The organism is Pollutimonas rozaliensis (genome assembly GCF_048751585.1).
In the GTDB taxonomy this organism is placed as follows: Bacteria; Pseudomonadota; Gammaproteobacteria; order Burkholderiales; family Burkholderiaceae_B.
The window spans coordinates 13,023-27,503 of record NZ_JAZHOB010000003.1; the positions used below are offsets into that span (position 1 = coordinate 13,023).

General features: G+C 61.7%; 15 protein-coding genes. 6 read left to right on the top strand and 9 right to left on the bottom strand.

Translation table 11 applies throughout. The features are described from left to right. Nucleotides 1-8: 8 nt before the first annotated feature. Genes mnhG through V0R37_RS06085 form a run of 6 tightly spaced genes read right to left on the bottom strand, consistent with a single transcriptional unit; the run spans nucleotide 9 to nucleotide 6,081 of the window. On the bottom strand, nucleotides 9-410 hold the full coding sequence (mnhG, locus tag V0R37_RS06060) for a monovalent cation/H(+) antiporter subunit G (RefSeq protein ID WP_420373665.1): 402 nt from the start codon (nucleotides 408-410) through the stop codon (nucleotides 9-11). Continuing rightward, nucleotides 407-688 (bottom strand): K+/H+ antiporter subunit F, encoded by a 282-nt coding sequence (locus tag V0R37_RS06065; RefSeq protein ID WP_420373666.1) that lies wholly within the window; start codon nucleotides 686-688, stop codon nucleotides 407-409. Before V0R37_RS06065 ends, mnhG begins: the two co-directional genes overlap by 4 nt. After that, the gene (locus V0R37_RS06070; protein WP_420373667.1) at nucleotides 685-1,182 is read right to left on the bottom strand and encodes a Na+/H+ antiporter subunit E; all 498 of its coding nucleotides are present in this window, start codon (nucleotides 1,180-1,182) and stop codon (nucleotides 685-687) included. Before V0R37_RS06070 ends, V0R37_RS06065 begins: the two co-directional genes overlap by 4 nt. Continuing rightward, a complete protein-coding gene (locus V0R37_RS06075; RefSeq protein WP_420374029.1) occupies nucleotides 1,179-2,804 on the bottom strand; it encodes a monovalent cation/H+ antiporter subunit D in 1,626 nt (541 codons plus the stop codon). The genes V0R37_RS06070 and V0R37_RS06075 overlap by 4 nt, the downstream gene beginning before the upstream one ends. A gap of 8 nt (nucleotides 2,805-2,812) precedes the next feature. Further along, nucleotides 2,813-3,157 carry a Na+/H+ antiporter subunit C gene (locus V0R37_RS06080; protein WP_420373668.1) on the bottom strand — a complete coding sequence of 115 codons (345 nt, stop codon included), beginning with the start codon at nucleotides 3,155-3,157 and terminating at the stop codon, nucleotides 2,813-2,815. Further along, nucleotides 3,157-6,081 carry a monovalent cation/H+ antiporter subunit A gene (locus V0R37_RS06085; protein WP_420373669.1) on the bottom strand — a complete coding sequence of 975 codons (2,925 nt, stop codon included), beginning with the start codon at nucleotides 6,079-6,081 and terminating at the stop codon, nucleotides 3,157-3,159. The genes V0R37_RS06080 and V0R37_RS06085 overlap by 1 nt, the downstream gene beginning before the upstream one ends. Nucleotides 6,082-6,331: 250 nt before the next feature. Here V0R37_RS06085 and hemN point away from each other — a divergent pair, with 250 nt between their 5' ends. Next, nucleotides 6,332-7,759: an oxygen-independent coproporphyrinogen III oxidase gene (gene hemN, locus V0R37_RS06090; protein WP_420373670.1), complete on the top strand. Its 1,428-nt coding sequence runs from the start codon at nucleotides 6,332-6,334 to the stop codon at nucleotides 7,757-7,759. On the opposite strand, the gene V0R37_RS06095 is transcribed toward hemN, so the two are convergent. After that, a complete protein-coding gene (locus V0R37_RS06095) occupies nucleotides 7,752-8,153 on the bottom strand; it encodes a YbaN family protein (RefSeq protein ID WP_420373671.1) in 402 nt (133 codons plus the stop codon). The genes hemN and V0R37_RS06095 overlap by 8 nt on opposite strands. A gap of 71 nt (nucleotides 8,154-8,224) precedes the next feature. Here V0R37_RS06095 and V0R37_RS06100 point away from each other — a divergent pair, with 71 nt between their 5' ends. After that, nucleotides 8,225-8,908 carry a Crp/Fnr family transcriptional regulator gene (locus tag V0R37_RS06100; RefSeq protein ID WP_420373672.1) on the top strand — a complete coding sequence of 228 codons (684 nt, stop codon included), beginning with the start codon at nucleotides 8,225-8,227 and terminating at the stop codon, nucleotides 8,906-8,908. Here the strand turns inward: V0R37_RS06100 and V0R37_RS06105 are convergent. Both V0R37_RS06105 and V0R37_RS06110 read right to left on the bottom strand, forming a co-directional pair. After that, nucleotides 8,899-10,215 carry a hypothetical protein gene (locus V0R37_RS06105; protein ID WP_420373673.1) on the bottom strand — a complete coding sequence of 439 codons (1,317 nt, stop codon included), beginning with the start codon at nucleotides 10,213-10,215 and terminating at the stop codon, nucleotides 8,899-8,901. The genes V0R37_RS06100 and V0R37_RS06105 overlap by 10 nt on opposite strands. After that, on the bottom strand, nucleotides 10,215-10,445 hold the full coding sequence (locus V0R37_RS06110; protein ID WP_420373674.1) for a DUF2249 domain-containing protein: 231 nt from the start codon (nucleotides 10,443-10,445) through the stop codon (nucleotides 10,215-10,217). Before V0R37_RS06110 ends, V0R37_RS06105 begins: the two co-directional genes overlap by 1 nt. A 178-nt stretch (nucleotides 10,446-10,623) precedes the next feature. On the opposite strand from V0R37_RS06110, the gene V0R37_RS06115 reads away from it, so the two are divergent. Genes V0R37_RS06115 through trhA form a run of 4 tightly spaced genes read left to right on the top strand, consistent with a single transcriptional unit; the run spans nucleotide 10,624 to nucleotide 14,465 of the window. Then, nucleotides 10,624-11,829 carry an NAD(P)H-dependent flavin oxidoreductase gene (locus V0R37_RS06115; RefSeq protein WP_420373675.1) on the top strand — a complete coding sequence of 402 codons (1,206 nt, stop codon included), beginning with the start codon at nucleotides 10,624-10,626 and terminating at the stop codon, nucleotides 11,827-11,829. A gap of 20 nt (nucleotides 11,830-11,849) precedes the next feature. Beyond that, nucleotides 11,850-12,887, top strand: coding sequence for a ubiquinone anaerobic biosynthesis protein UbiU (gene ubiU, locus V0R37_RS06120; protein ID WP_420373676.1), 1,038 nt, complete (start codon nucleotides 11,850-11,852; stop codon nucleotides 12,885-12,887). Nucleotides 12,888-12,945: 58 nt separating this feature from the next. Continuing rightward, the gene (ubiV, locus tag V0R37_RS06125; protein ID WP_420373677.1) at nucleotides 12,946-13,833 is read left to right on the top strand and encodes a ubiquinone anaerobic biosynthesis protein UbiV; all 888 of its coding nucleotides are present in this window, start codon (nucleotides 12,946-12,948) and stop codon (nucleotides 13,831-13,833) included. A 14-nt stretch (nucleotides 13,834-13,847) separates the two neighbouring features. Beyond that, the gene (gene trhA, locus V0R37_RS06130) at nucleotides 13,848-14,465 is read left to right on the top strand and encodes a PAQR family membrane homeostasis protein TrhA (protein WP_420373678.1); all 618 of its coding nucleotides are present in this window, start codon (nucleotides 13,848-13,850) and stop codon (nucleotides 14,463-14,465) included. Nucleotides 14,466-14,481: the final 16 nt, after the last annotated feature.

The following is a 14,481-nucleotide window of genomic DNA, read 5'->3' on the forward strand; positions in this document are numbered from 1 at the left end:
AAAATGCTCTAGTCTTGCCCGGCGGCGGGTTTGCGGTCGTCCGCGGGCGGCTGTGCCGGCGGGCTTGCGTCCGTCGGCAAGGCCTGGACGGGTTGCGCTGCGGGTTGTTTCTGGCGCTTGATGGCGGCGCGCATCAGCAGCATGGCCGTCACCGGCGACGTGATCACCAGAAATACGGTGATGAGTATCTGATGCACGACGTAGCGTTCTTCCAGAGTGGAGGAGACCAGAATGGACGCCAGGAGCACCCCGAATACGCCCAGGGTGTTTCCCAGCGTGGGTGCGTGGATGCGGGTGTAGAAGGTGGGCAGGCGCAACAAGCCCAGCGAGCCGGTCAGGGTAAGAAAGCCGCTGGCAACCAGGAGCAAGGCGACGGGGATGGCAACCCAGAGGGGCAAGGTATCCATCATGGCTCGATGACCTCGCCGCGCAGCAGGAACTTGGCCATGGCCACGGATCCGACAAAGCCGAACAGGCTTATAAGCAGGGCGATGTCGAAATACAGCGCCGAGCCGAATTGCAGGCCCAGCACCAGCAGAATCAGCATGCCGTTGATGTACATGGTATCCAGCGCCAGTACGCGATCGGTGGACGCGGGGCCGCGCAGCAGGCGCAGCGCGGCAAAAACCAGGCCAATCACAAAACATCCGAGCGCGAACGTGGCGGCCCAGTATACAAGGCTGTTCATTCGAAGATCTCCATCAGGGGGCGTTCATATCGTTGCTGTATGGTCCGGAACCATTGGGCTTCGTCTTTCAGGTCGAGCACATGCAGGGTCAGAAGGTCGTCGGCTTCGGAGTAATCCGACCACACCGTACCGGGAGTGTAGGTCACGATGCAGGCCAAGGCCGCCAAACCGTGCGGATCGCGTATGCGCAGCGGAATCTTGAGGAACCCCGGCGTGGCGCCTGCGCGCTCGCCCAGCCATATCAGCCGGGCAACCGCGATATTCGATTTGGTGATATCCACCGCCACATGCCATATAAGCAGCAGTATCGTGAGTGGGTGCTTGGGATAGGCCCTGACCGGCCGCAGCTTGGAGGCGGCCAGCGCCAGGCCCAGCAGGGCGGCCAGGATGGCGCCCAGCACGATGTTTCCTATGGACAAGCTGTCGTTCAGCAGCAGCCACAATATCAGCAGTACCAGGGGCATGGCCAAGGGGGCTAGAAAGCGTTTCATCATTGGGTGGCCCCTGGTTCCACCGTGCGTGTGGTGCTTTGCGTCAGCACGGCATTGATGTACGAGGCGGGCCGGTCCAGGTAGCTTGCGGTTTGTCCCATGTAATGCATGACGGGTCCGGCCCAGAAGACCAGGGCGACGCAGGCGAGGATCAGCGCGCCGACCGGTGCGGCCTCGTTGACCCGCAGGCGGGGCGTGATGGTGTCTTCGGAGCTCCAGAACAGGCGTATGCCGGTGCGGCCCAACGCAATGATGCCGGCCAGTCCCGAAAGCAGCACGGCGGCCACCAGCGACCAGGCTGCCACCGACGGCGTATCCGTGCTGGAGGTTTGCAGCGCCGCCGACAACAGGGAAAATTTGGCTACGAAGCCCGACAGCGGCGGCAGGCCGGTTATCAACAAGGCGCAGGCGATGAAGGCCATGCCCAGGAAAGCCATAGCGGCGGGGATGGCGACGCCCACCACGTCATCGGACCGGTCGGCGGGTTCGGGATCCTCCAGGTCGAAGGCTTCAAGGCTGACGGCCAGCAGATCGGCGCCGAAGGCCTGGGTGCGTTCGACCATTTCCAGCAACATGAATAATGCGCCCAGCGCCAGCACGGAACTGATCAGATAGAACAGGGCGGGCCCGGTCAGCACGACACCCGGCATGCCCAGGGCCGCCAGCAGCGTTCCCGAGGAAATGATGATGCAGTAACCGGCTTGGCGATCGGCCTGCGGAGCGGCGAGGATGCCGACGGTGCCGAATATCAGGGTGGCCATGCCCAGCGGGAACATCCATTCGCCGCCGAACGCCGCGGGAGCGCCTGTGGGCAGCAGCAGGGAGCCTATGCGCAGCAAGGCATAGATGCCCACTTTCGTCATGATGGCGAACACGGCGCCCACGGGTGCGCAGGCGTTGGCGTAGGCGGCCGGCAGCCAGAAATTGAGCGGCCAGGCGGCGGCCTTGATCAGGAAGGCGATGCCCAATATGGCGGCCCCCGATTCGAAGAGAGTCCGCTCCGTACCGGTCAGTTGGCCTGCCCGCAGGGCCAGATCGGCCATGTTCAGCGTGCCTGTAACGCCGTATATCAGGGCCATCGCGATCAGCAGCAGGAAGGACGCCACTAGGTTGACGACGATATAGTGCAGGCCCGCAGCCACACGCGCCTTGCCGGACCCGTGCAGCATCAAGCCGTAGGAAGCCGTCAACAGCACTTCGAAGAATACGAACAGGTTGAACAGGTCGCCGGTAAGGAAGGCGCCGTTCAGGCCCATCAGCAGGAACTGGAACAAGGGATGGAAATGCACGCCGGCGCGATCCCAGCGCGCCGTCGCGTATATCCACGTGGCGGCCCCCAGCACCGAGGTCAGGAGCAGCATGATGGTCGACAGCCTATCGACCACGGCCACGATGCCGAAGGGCGCCGGCCAGTCGCCCAGCAAGTAGACGCCCACCCCGTCGGGCCAATCATTGGGAATGTAGCCCGCCGACAGGCTTAGCAAGGTGATGGCAAAGTAAATCTGGGCCGCGATGGAAATGAAGCTCAAGGCAAGCCGCGCATGCCGCTGCGTATCGTTCAGCAGCAGCATGGCCGCGCCGAACATCAGCGGCACGGCGACGGGGAGAATGGGAAGATGCTGCATCCATCCGTTCACGGGCGGGCCTCCCGTCCGTCGACGTGGTCGGTGTCAGAAAGCCCGCGCGAGGCCAGCAGCACGACCAGGAACAGCGCTGTCGTGGCAAAGCCGATGACGATGGCGGTCAGCACCAGAGCTTGCGGCAAGGGGTCGGCATAATGGCTGGCGTCGGCCGCCCAGTCGGTGTTGATCACGGGCGGCGCGTTCAGGGTAATCCGGCCCATGCTGAATATGAATAGATTAACCGCGTACGAGATCAGGGATAGCCCCATGATCACCTGGAAGGTACGCGGACGCAAAAGCAGCCAGATGCCGGAACCGGCAAGCACGCCGATGGCCAGGGCAAGCACGATTTCCATTAAGCGGTTCCTTTTTCGGTGGTGGCGGCGGTTGCCGCCGGTTTCCGGTACAGCCGGAGCGATTGGTGGGCAAGCGCCACCAGCATCAATACGGTCGCGCCGACCACCAGCATGTACACCCCGATATCGAACAGCAGCACGGTGGACAGGTGGACGTGGCCGACCAGGGGCAGTATCAAATCCAGGTTGTTGGCGGCCAGGAAGGGCTTGGCCGCCCACCAGACCGACATGGCGGCGGCGCCGGCCGCCAGCAGGCCCATCGCGATCCAGTACTGCGGATGGATGCGGGGCCGGGCTTCTATCCAGATGACTCCTCCGACCATGTATTGCAGGATGATGGCGGTGGCCATGATTAGCCCGCCGACGAATCCGCCGCCCGGCAGATTGTGTCCGCGTATCAGGAAATACAGTGAAATCAGGGCGGCCAGAGGCAGCAGCAGGCGCACCAGCACGGCGGGCACCTTCATGACGCCGTCGGGCACCGGCGCCTTGGGATCAGGCTCTGCGAAGGCATCCAGCAAACGGTTGGCGGGCAAGGGGCGCTGGCGCGCCTTGGGAAGCGTCATGCTTTCGGGGGGCGGCCGGAAGCGGCGCAGCAGCGCGTATACCGTCAGGGCGACGATGCCCAGTACCGTGATCTCGCCGAAGGTATCGAAGCCGCGGAAATCGACCAGGATGACGTTGACGACATTGGCCCCGCCGCCCAGCGGCAGCGACTGCTCCACGAAGAAGGACGAAATGCCTCGGGGATGGTTCCGCGTCAGGACGGCGTAGGCAAGGGCGGAAAGCCCCGCGCCGGCAATCACGGCGATGATCAGGTCGCGGAAGCGGCGCACATAGGCGCGCACGGTGCTGGTCAGCGGCGGCGGTTCGTCGTCTCCGGGGACACGCGGCGGCAGCCAGCGCAGGCCCAGCAAAATGAGCACCATGGTCACGACCTCGACCGCCAATTGCGTGAGCGCCAGGTCGGGGGCGGAAAGCCAGGCGAAGGTCAGCGCGGTGACCAGGCCCGCGCCGCCGGTCAGCAGCAGCGATACCGGACGATGGTATTTGGCCTGGCGGGCGGCGCCGATGGCGCAAGCGCCTCCCGCCAGCCACATCAATGCAAAGAAGGGATCGACCGGTGTGGATATCTGGGGCTCCAGCCAGGCGCCGCCCAACAGAGGCAGCATGGCCACGAAGAAGGTGACCAGAACCACCAGCAAGAGCTGCGGCTGCAGGCGCGGCGATCGTGTCCAGTCCAGCACGAAGGCCGATGCGGTATCCAGCGCTTCCAACAGGAGTTCGAATGTGCGGCGGCCATCGAAGCGGTAGATGAAGGGGGTTCTGCCCGGATGTGCCCGGTGCAGGTGCCGCAGCAGCCACAACAGACAGATGCCGCCGCCCAGGGCCAGGAAGCTCATCGCCAGGGGCAGGTTGAAGCCATGCCAAATGCGCAGATCGTAGACCGGGGTATCGGCCCCCAGGATGGACACGGCGGCATTATGCAGGAAGGGTCCCAGGGTGAAGCTGGGCAGCATGCCCACCACCAGACAAGTCAGGACCAGGATGGCGCTGGGAATCAGCATGCGCAAGGGCGGTTCATGAGGTGCACGGGGCAGGTCGCGCGGCGGCGGGCCGAAGAAAACCTGCATCACGAAACGCAGCGAATAAGCCACGCTGAATGCGCTGGCAATGACCGCGGCGACGGGCAGCCCGACCCGATTGAACCAGTTGCCGCTGACGAATACCGTTTCGGCGAAGAACATTTCCTTGGAAATGAACCCGTTCAGCAGGGGCACACCGGCCATGGAGGCCGCCGCCACGACGGCCAGCGTGGCGGTGATCGGCATGCTTCGGTACAGGCCGGATAGGCGGCTGAGATCGCGCGTGCCGGTTTCGTGGTCCACGATGCCGGCCGCCATGAAAAGCGAGGCCTTGAAGGTGGCGTGGTTGATCATGTGGAATACGGCGGCGATCAGGGCCAGCCGGCTGTTCATGCCCAGCAGCAAGGTGATCAGGCCCAGGTGGCTGATGGTCGAATAGGCCAGTACGCCCTTCATGTCCATTTGGAAGGTGGCGGCGTAGGCGCCAAGCACCAGCGAACAGAGCCCCGCGCCGCCGATGATCCAGGCCCATTCGTCGGTGCCGGCCAGGACGGGCCAGAACCGCGCAAGCAGAAAGACGCCCGCCTTGACCATGGTGGCCGAGTGCAGATAGGCGGACACCGGCGTGGGCGCCGCCATGGCATTGGGCAGCCATACATGGAACGGAAACTGGGCGCTTTTGCTCAAGGCGCCCAGGGCGATCAGCACCAGCATGGTCGTGTACCACGGATGATTGCGGATGACGTCGCCCGAGGACAAGACGACGTCCAGGTCGTAGCTGCCCACGACATGCCCCACCATCAGCATTCCTCCCAGCAGGCATAGCCCCCCGGCGCCCGTGATGGTCAGCGACATGCGGGCTCCGCGCCGCGCGTCCAGCCGATGATGCCAGTAGGCGATCAGCATGAAGGACGACAGGCTGGTCAGTTCCCAGAACACCACAAGCTGGATCAGGTTGCCGGAAAGCACCACGCCCAGCATGGAGCCCATGAAAGCCAAAAAGAAAGAGAAGAAGCGGGGAACGGGGTCTTGCGGCGAAAGGTAGTAGCGCGCATAAAGCACGATAAGCGCGCCCATGGTCGTGATGATCATGGAAAACAGCCACGAGTAGCCGTCCATGCGCAAGGTGAAGTCCACGCCTTGTTCGGGCAGCCAAGGCACGACCGCTTTGACGACATGGCCGTCGAGCACGTTCGGAAACTGCGTGAAAACAAGGATGGCGCAAAGAACAGCAACGAATCCGGCCAGCCAGGCCTCGAGCTTGCGCGCATTCGACGGCAACAGAGCAGCGATGATGCTGCCTGCGAAAGGCAAGACAAGTATAAAGAATAACGACATCGAGGACGGAGGGTGAAGTGGGTGAATCCAGCCTTAATAATACGATATGTTTTGTTCAGCTTTGAGAAAGCTTGTGCCAGGCCTATATTGCGCGCGTTTGGCCGGTATCGGCCAATTGCTTGACCTAGGTCAAAAAAGATATGGGCATACGGTTTCACAATAAGGTATTCAAGAACAGCGTATGCGGCGCGCTGCACAAGCAATGGCCGTGGCGTTTTTTCCGTTAACAAGCCTTGATCGGAGAAAGGCAATGGATAGCAGTATTCCTGTCGTCAGCCATGACGCGGTTTCTTTTCCAGATATCGAGATTTCCGAAACCTTGATCCGTCGCTTCGATCATTCCGGGCCTCGCTACACCTCGTATCCTACCGCCGACCGCTTCAAGTCCGGTTTCAATGAGCAGACCTATCTGGCTTACCTGGCCCGGCGGGCCGGCGCCGATGCCGGAGCGAACCCTCCGTTGTCGGTCTACGTGCACCTGCCCTTTTGCGAATCGCTTTGTTATTTTTGCGCCTGTAACAAAGTGATCACGCAGGATCATGGCCGGTCGGCGCAGTATCTGGACTATCTGGACAAGGAAATGGATCTGGTGGCCGGCCGTCTTGGACCAGATCGAAAGACCACCCAATTGCATCTAGGTGGAGGCACTCCCACCTTCCTGACCGCGGCCGAACTGACGCGGCTAATGGCGTCGTTACGCAGGCATTTCGAATTCACGCCGGATGCCGAACTGGGGGTCGAGATCGATCCGCGAACGGTGAGTGAAGCAACGCTTTCCATGCTGGCTGGACTGGGCTTTAACCGGACCAGCTTCGGAGTTCAGGATTTCGATCCCGACGTGCAGGCGGCCGTCAACCGCATCCAACCGCTGGAAATGGTGGAAAAAGCGCTGAATGCCAGCCGCAATGCGGGTTTTCAGTCGGTCAACACGGATTTGATCTATGGCCTGCCCAAGCAGACTCTATCCAGTTTCGATCGCACGCTGGACCAGGTCATCCGCCTGTCGCCGGACCGCATCGCTCTGTATAACTATGCCCACCTGCCCAGCCGGTTCAAGGCGCAGCGGCTTATTTCGGCCGGTGACCTGCCTAGCGCGGAAGAGCGTTTGCAGATATTCCTGATGTCCACGCGGCGGCTTCTGGAAGCGGGCTATGTATATATCGGACTGGATCATTTCGCCAAACCGGACGACGAGCTGAATCTGGCGCGCCGGGACGGAAGCCTGCATCGCAATTTCCAGGGCTACACGACACGCGCGGAGTGCGACCTGATTGGGCTGGGCGTTTCGGCCATCGGCAAGGTGGGCGATTCATACAGCCAGTCGGTGCGCAGTGTGAATGCCTATTACCAGGTGCTGGACGAAGGCCGGCTGCCCATCGAGAAAGGCTTCGAATTGAGCCTGGACGATGTGCTGCGGCGCGATGTCATCATGACCCTGATGTGCAGCATGCCGCTGGATTTCCAGATGCTGAACAGGACCTATGGCATCGACTTCATGGTTTATTTCGGCGCCGAGTTGAAAAGGCTGGATACGTTCAAGGATTCCGGCCTGTTGCGGATCGACGGCAAGGGGATAAGCGTCACACCCCAGGGGCGCCTGTTCGTGCGGGCCATGGGCATGGTCTTCGATAAATATCTGGGGCAGCCCACGGTATCGACATACTCCAAGCTTATTTAGTTGCGCCGTCGTTGCGGCCGGCGTGCTTTCCGGAACTGGGCAAGGTCTTCATCCGGAGCAGATAGATCGTGACGCCGATACCGGGCACCAGAAGCAAAAGGCGCAGCCAGGGCAGCGGTACATGCCAGGCGGAAACAGCCAGCGTGGCCCACAGGAAAATCAAGGTAATGACCTTGGCGCGGATGGGGATACCCCTGCCGGTTTGTATGCCAGTCAGGTAGGGTCCCAGTATGCGGTGACCCATCAGCCAGCGGTGCATGCGTTCGGAGCCGCGTATATAGCAGGCGGACGCCAGGAGCAGGAAGGGCGTGGTGGGCAGCAAGGGCAGGAACAGTCCCAATACGGCCAGGATAAGCGCCAGGGTTCCGGCGATGTTGAACAGGACTTTGATCACATGGTTTTTAGGATGAGAGCCTTGCGCCAACTTGGCGTGGCGCAATGATATCGATACGGGATTCTAGCAATATGACGACAAGCGGCAAGGCGCGTACCCAGGATTTCCTGGCCAGGCTACCCCTGTTCAACGAATTGAACGCACACGGGCTCGACAACCTGGCTTCGGGCACGACCGAAGTGCAGGTCGCGCGGGGCGAGATGGTTTTTCACCGAGGCGAACCTTGCGTAGGGTTGCATACCGTGGTCTACGGGCAGATCAAGCTGATGTTCGTATCGCCGGGCGGAAGCGAGAAAGTCGTCCGGCTGATCGGACCGGGCGACAGCTTCGGCGAAGCGCTGATGTTCATGGAGAAGGCATATATCGTGTCCGCCCAGGCGCTGGCCGACAGCCTGTTGCTGCATGTCGGCAAGGCCGTCATCTTTCAGGAGCTGGACCGCCATCCGGGCTTTGCGCGCAAGATGCTGGCCGGCCTTAGCCAGCGTCTGCACAGCCTGATGAATGACGTCGAGGCCTATTCCTTGCGTTCAGGTACACAACGCGTCATCGGTTATCTGCTGAAAGATGAACAATGCAAGAATGGCTACCGCTTCCGCCTGGAAACCAGCAAAACGGTGATTGCCTCGCGCCTGAACCTGACGCCGGAACATTTCTCGCGCATTCTGCATGACTTGTGCGCGCACGAGCTGATCGGCGTGAAGGGCCGCGAAGTCTGCATCCTGGATATCGCCAGGCTGGGTGCGTATCAAGGCTGAGGCAACTGCGCCAGGGCCAGCGCAATCTGTTTCCTGGCCTTTTGATAGAGGCGCAGGGCGTTGATCATATTGACGAACAGCCATGCCGCCGAGACGGCCAGCATCAGGCCCGCCGCCTGCGAGAAGCTTGCCGGCCGCAGGCTGGCCGACAGCAGCAGCAGAACGGCGGCCAGATGGGCCCAGTATTGTTTTGCGGCCACGGCATCGGGAATAATATCTTTGACCTTGGGTACGGCGCGCAGCGCGACGGCCAGGTCTTTCTGCACGTGATACCACAGCAGGAAGGGAACGATCTTGTACAGCATGCCATTGACGGCGGACCAGCCGAAGCCCACGATGAAAAGCATGCCCAAGGTGATGGAAAGATCCGCGACGCCCGCGGCATGGGCCAGCCAGACCGGCCCGCAAGCGGCCAGGCAAAGCATGGCGGTTCGCCAGAAATGGGTGGTGGCATCGGCCTTGGGTCTTTTGCGTGTCCAAAGCAGCCGGAAAGTGACCAGGGCGAAAACGGTGTAGGCGGCCAGCATTGCCGCGCCTATGGCCAGGTCGATTTCAAGACGCAGGCTTGCCGGGGCAATGGTATTGACCATGTAGGCGATAAGCAAGGCGAAAATCGCCGGCGCCAGCCAGCGTGTCAGGCGCTTGGGGTAGATTTCGGTTACCTGGAAGATGGGGATGACCTGATAAGCGATGCCGATAACTAGCAGCCCCACCCAACCGAGCAGGCCCCAGGCTCCATGCGCGTTGGTGAACATTCGGGAAAAGGGCTGCGGCCAGGCGAAGCTTCCAGCCAGCATTGCACCCATGGCGGTAGCGGCCAGCAACGCGGCAAGCGCCAGCCGCGTGGTGGCCAGAATTTCCGTCGAGCCCTTGGTGGCCTGTTTACGGTATGTCCACAATCCCCCGCCGCAGGCGGCCAGGAAGCAGCCCAGGGCGGCGCACAGCGAAATCAGCGCCAAGGCGAACAGCCATGGCTGGAGCCAAAGAAAGGCGGCGGCCAGGGCCAGCGTGCCCAGGCTCAACAAGGCATGCACGACCGTCGAGGTCGCCCGGGGAGCCAATACGCTTATTCCCGTTGCGACCGGCAGGATCTGCATCAGGGCGCCCGTCATGGCGTTGGCCAGGACGCCCAGCGTAAACAGATGCGTCAATGCCAAGGCCTGTCCCGTCCAGCGCGATGCCAGCGCGGCGGGACCTGACCAGAGCAGCAGCAAGGCGGCCAGCAGGACGAAGAGCGGCGCGGTGAACAGGAAGCGCAAGGGAACGCCGGGGGCCGGGGATTGTTGAAACGACAGGGCGCGCTGCATCAGCTTTTTTGCCGGATAAGAAGTTCGTATGGACGGCGGCCGGCGTTGAACGAGTAGTCGTAGCCGTTGTTGCGCAAAATGCCATATAGGGGATGCGGTTCGCGGTCGATGAGCACGCGCAGGCGCGCGCCCGGCGCAAGATCCTCCAGCGCGTCCAGTACCCGTTCCAGAGGTTCCGGCGGCGCAAGCCCGCCTACGTCCAGAACGCTGTCTTCTTTTGTGTTTTCCATAAGCTCAACCCTACACATATACAGGTTTGCCGGGCGGCATAACCCCATTGCGAATGCTGTATTTTCACATCCAGGTAAACGCGGGAACCTTGATATTTATTAAGGAAGCTGGCGGCATTTGCCTACATAGTGGCAACTGCGTTCATACGCCAATATTTATCAAGCAAGGACAATTACCGTGTTGCAGACCGCATTGGAACGACTCAAGTTGAAAGGCAAGGCGCTGTTGCCTATTGTGCAGGGGGGCATGGGGGTTGGCGTGTCGGCCCACAGGCTGGCCGGAACGGTCGCTTCGCTGGGGGCGATGGGCACGATTTCCAGCGTGGATCTGCGCCGTCACCATCCCGACCTCATGGTGCAGACCGGCCGTTCGCGCAATAAGGAACTGATCGACTCGGCCAACCTGCTTGCGCTCGATCGTGAAATCAAGGCCGCCCATAAGATGGCCGCCGGCAAGGGTTTGGTGGCGGTCAATATCATGCGGGCCGTATCCGAGTATGCCTCGTATGTGCGCCAGGCCTGCGAAAGCGAAGCCGATGCCGTCGTGGTGGGCGCCGGCCTGCCGCTGGACCTGCCCGAATTGACCAGCGGTTTTTCCAAGGTGGCGATCATTCCCATCTTGTCGGACGTGCGCGGGATAGGGCTGATCCTGAAAAAATGGATGCGCAAGAACCGCCTGCCGGATGCCATCGTGATCGAGAACCCGAAGTACGCGGCGGGCCACCTAGGCGCACCGACCGCCGATAGCCTGGACAATCCCAATTTCGCCTTTGCGAACGTGCTGGAAGGCACCCTGGAATTGTTCAAGGAACTGGATCTGGAAAAGGAAAGTATCCCCTTGATTACCGGTGGCGGCATTCATAGCCATGAACAGGTCGTCAGGCTGATGGGCATGGGGGCCAGCGCGGTGCAATGCGGCTCGCCCTTTGCCGTTACCGAAGAAGGCGATGCGCATCCCAACTTCAAGAAGGTGCTGGTCGAAGCCAAACCCGAGGATATCGTCACCTTCATGAGCGTGGCCGGCCTGCCGGCGCGCGCGGTGCGCACGCCATGGCTGGCCAACTATCTGGAAAAAGAAGAGAAGCTGCAGCGCATCGCCAAGAAGCGTCCTTGCACGGTGGGCTTCGATTGCCTGGCTTCTTGCGGCTTGCGCGATGGCATCAGCAAGCATGGGCAGTTCTGCATCGATACCCAGCTGGCGTTCGCGCTGGCGGGCGATATCAAGCGGGGTCTTTTTTTCCGGGGTTCCGAGAAGCTGCCCTTCGGCAATGCCATCCGTCCTGTGCGCGAGCTGATCGAATATCTGCTTACCGGCATCCGTCCGGCCTTGAACGCGGTCGCGGCGCCTTCTGTGCGCGTCGCCGACGCGCTGCTTCCCGCCTGAACCATCCCGCAGGACTCTTCATGACAACAGCCACATCCGTCATTTCGAAGGCGGCGCCCGCCGTCGAACTGGTTTGTCCGGCAGGCAGCCTGCCGGCTTTGAAAGCGGCCGTCGATAACGGCGCCGACTGCGTCTACCTGGGATTTCGCGATGCGACCAATGCGCGCAATTTCGCCGGCCTGAATTTCGACGAGGCGGCCATTGCCGAAGGCATACGCTATGCGCATGCAAGGGGGCGCAAGGTATTCCTGGCCTTGAACACCTATGCGCAGCCGCGCGCCTGGCAGCAATGGCGCCAGGCGGTGGACCGCGCGGCGGATTCGGGCATTGATGCGATGATCGTGGCCGATCCCGGCCTGATGGCATACGCCAGCCGCCGACACCCGCAACTGCGCCTGCATCTGTCGGTGCAGGGATCCGCCACCAACCACGAAGCCATCAATTTCTATCGCCAGCATTTCGGCGTGGTGCGCGCCGTCCTGCCGCGCGTGCTGTCGCTGGCCCAGGTCCAGCAGGTGACGGAAAATACGCCGGTCGAGATCGAGGTGTTCGGCTTCGGCAGCCTGTGCGTCATGGTGGAGGGCCGTTGCGCCTTGTCCTCTTATGTGACCGGCGAATCGCCCAATACGCACGGCGTTTGCTCGCCGGCCAAATCCGTGCGCTGGCAGCAGACCCCCGATGGACTGGAATCGCGGCTTAACGGCGTGCTGATCGACCGCTATGCCGATGGCGAGAACGCCGGCTATCCCACCCTGTGCAAGGGCCGATTCGACGTCGCGGACGAAAATTATTACGCGATCGAAGAACCCACCAGCCTGAATACGCTGGAACTTCTGCCCAAGTTGATGCAAATGGGAGTTCGCGCCTTCAAGATAGAAGGGCGGCAGCGCAGCCCCGCCTATGTTGCGCAAGTGACGCGCGTCTGGCGCGATGCCATCGACCAGTGCCTGGCCAGCCAGCAGCGTTATTCGGTCAAGCCGGCGTGGATGGCGGAGTTGAACAAGGTCGCCGAGGGCCAGCAGCATACCCTGGGCGCTTATCACCGTCCATGGAAATGAATCGGCAGAAGGCGGGGAAAGAAGTCGTGGCTAATAGCAACACCGAGGTTTCAATACTATGAAAATCGCATTGGGTCCCGTTCAATATTACTGGTCGCGCGTAACGATGATGCAGTTCTATGAATCCATGAGAGACGCACCCGTTGATATCCTCTATCTGGGCGAAACGGTATGCTCGCGCCGGCACGAGCTGCGCTTGCCCGATTGGCTGGAAATCGCCCAGATGCTGGCCGACGCCGGCAAGGAAGTCGTGCTGTCCACGCAAGTTTTGCTCGAATCCGGGCAGGACCTGGCCACCATGCGCAAGATTGCCGGCAATGGGCGTTTCCAGGTCGAGGCCAATGACATGGGCGCAGTGCATTGCCTGGATGGCAAGCCCTTCGTCGCCGGTCCCTTCCTGAATGTCTACAGTCGTCCGACCCTGGAGATTCTTGCCGGGCTGGGTGCGCGGCGATGGGTCATGCCGCTGGAAATGGGTCGCGAGGGTCTGGAGCAGTTGCAACGGGACCGGCCCGATGGCATGGAAACCGAGGTGTTTGCCTATGGGCGCATGCCGCTGGCGTTTTCGGCGCGCTGCTTTACGGCCAGGCACCGGAATATCCCCAAGGACAATTGCCAGTACGTATGCATGGACGATCCCGATGGCCTGTTGCTGAGGACGCGGGAAAACGAACCCTTCCTTGTCTTGAACGGCATACAGACGCAGTCGGCGCTGGTCTACAACTTGCTGAACGAACTGCGAGACATGCAAGACCTGCGGGTCGATATTCTGCGCATCAGCCCGCAGTCCGAGCATACCGCCCAGATAGCCGGCCTGTTCCGGCAGGTGGCGGATGGTTCGCTTGCAGGACGCGAGGCCTTCGAGCGGGCGCTGCCCCTGATGCCCGCAGGGCCCTGTAACGGCTACTGGCACGGCAAGCCGGGGCTCGAACAACTGGTGGCATAAAGGGCGGATATTCTATGTATTACGGCGAGCGATTCAACAGCATCAGCCATCTGGCGGGCGCCAGCCTGGCAGCGGTGGGCGGCGTGCTGCTGATCGTCATGGCGGCGCGCCTGGGCGATCCCTGGAAAATCGTCAGCTTCAGCATCTACGGGACGATGCTGCTCTGCCTGTATCTGGCGTCGACCCTGTACCACAGCCTGCGCGGGCGCGCCAAGAAAATCTGGTGCAAATTCGATCACTGCGCCATCTACCTGCTGATCGCGGGCAGCTATACCCCCTTCACCCTGGTCAGCCTGCGCGGCGCCTGGGGCTGGTCCCTGTTCGGCGCGGTGTGGGGCCTGGCGCTGTTCGGGATCGTCCAGGAGATATGGCTGGCCAAGGGGCGACGCATCCTGTCCCTGCTTATCTATGTGCTGATGGGCTGGCTGGCCGTCGTTGCCGCCGTTCCCTTGGTCGACGCCCTGGGCCGGGATGGCTTTCTGTGGCTGGCGGCGGGCGGCCTGATTTATACCGTGGGCATCGTGTTCTACGCCACCGACGAGAAATGGCGCTACGGCCATGGCGTGTGGCATTTATTCGTGCTGGGCGGCAGCGCCTGCCATTACTTCACTGTCGTGGCCTACGTGGCTTGATGCCCGGCCGCAGGAA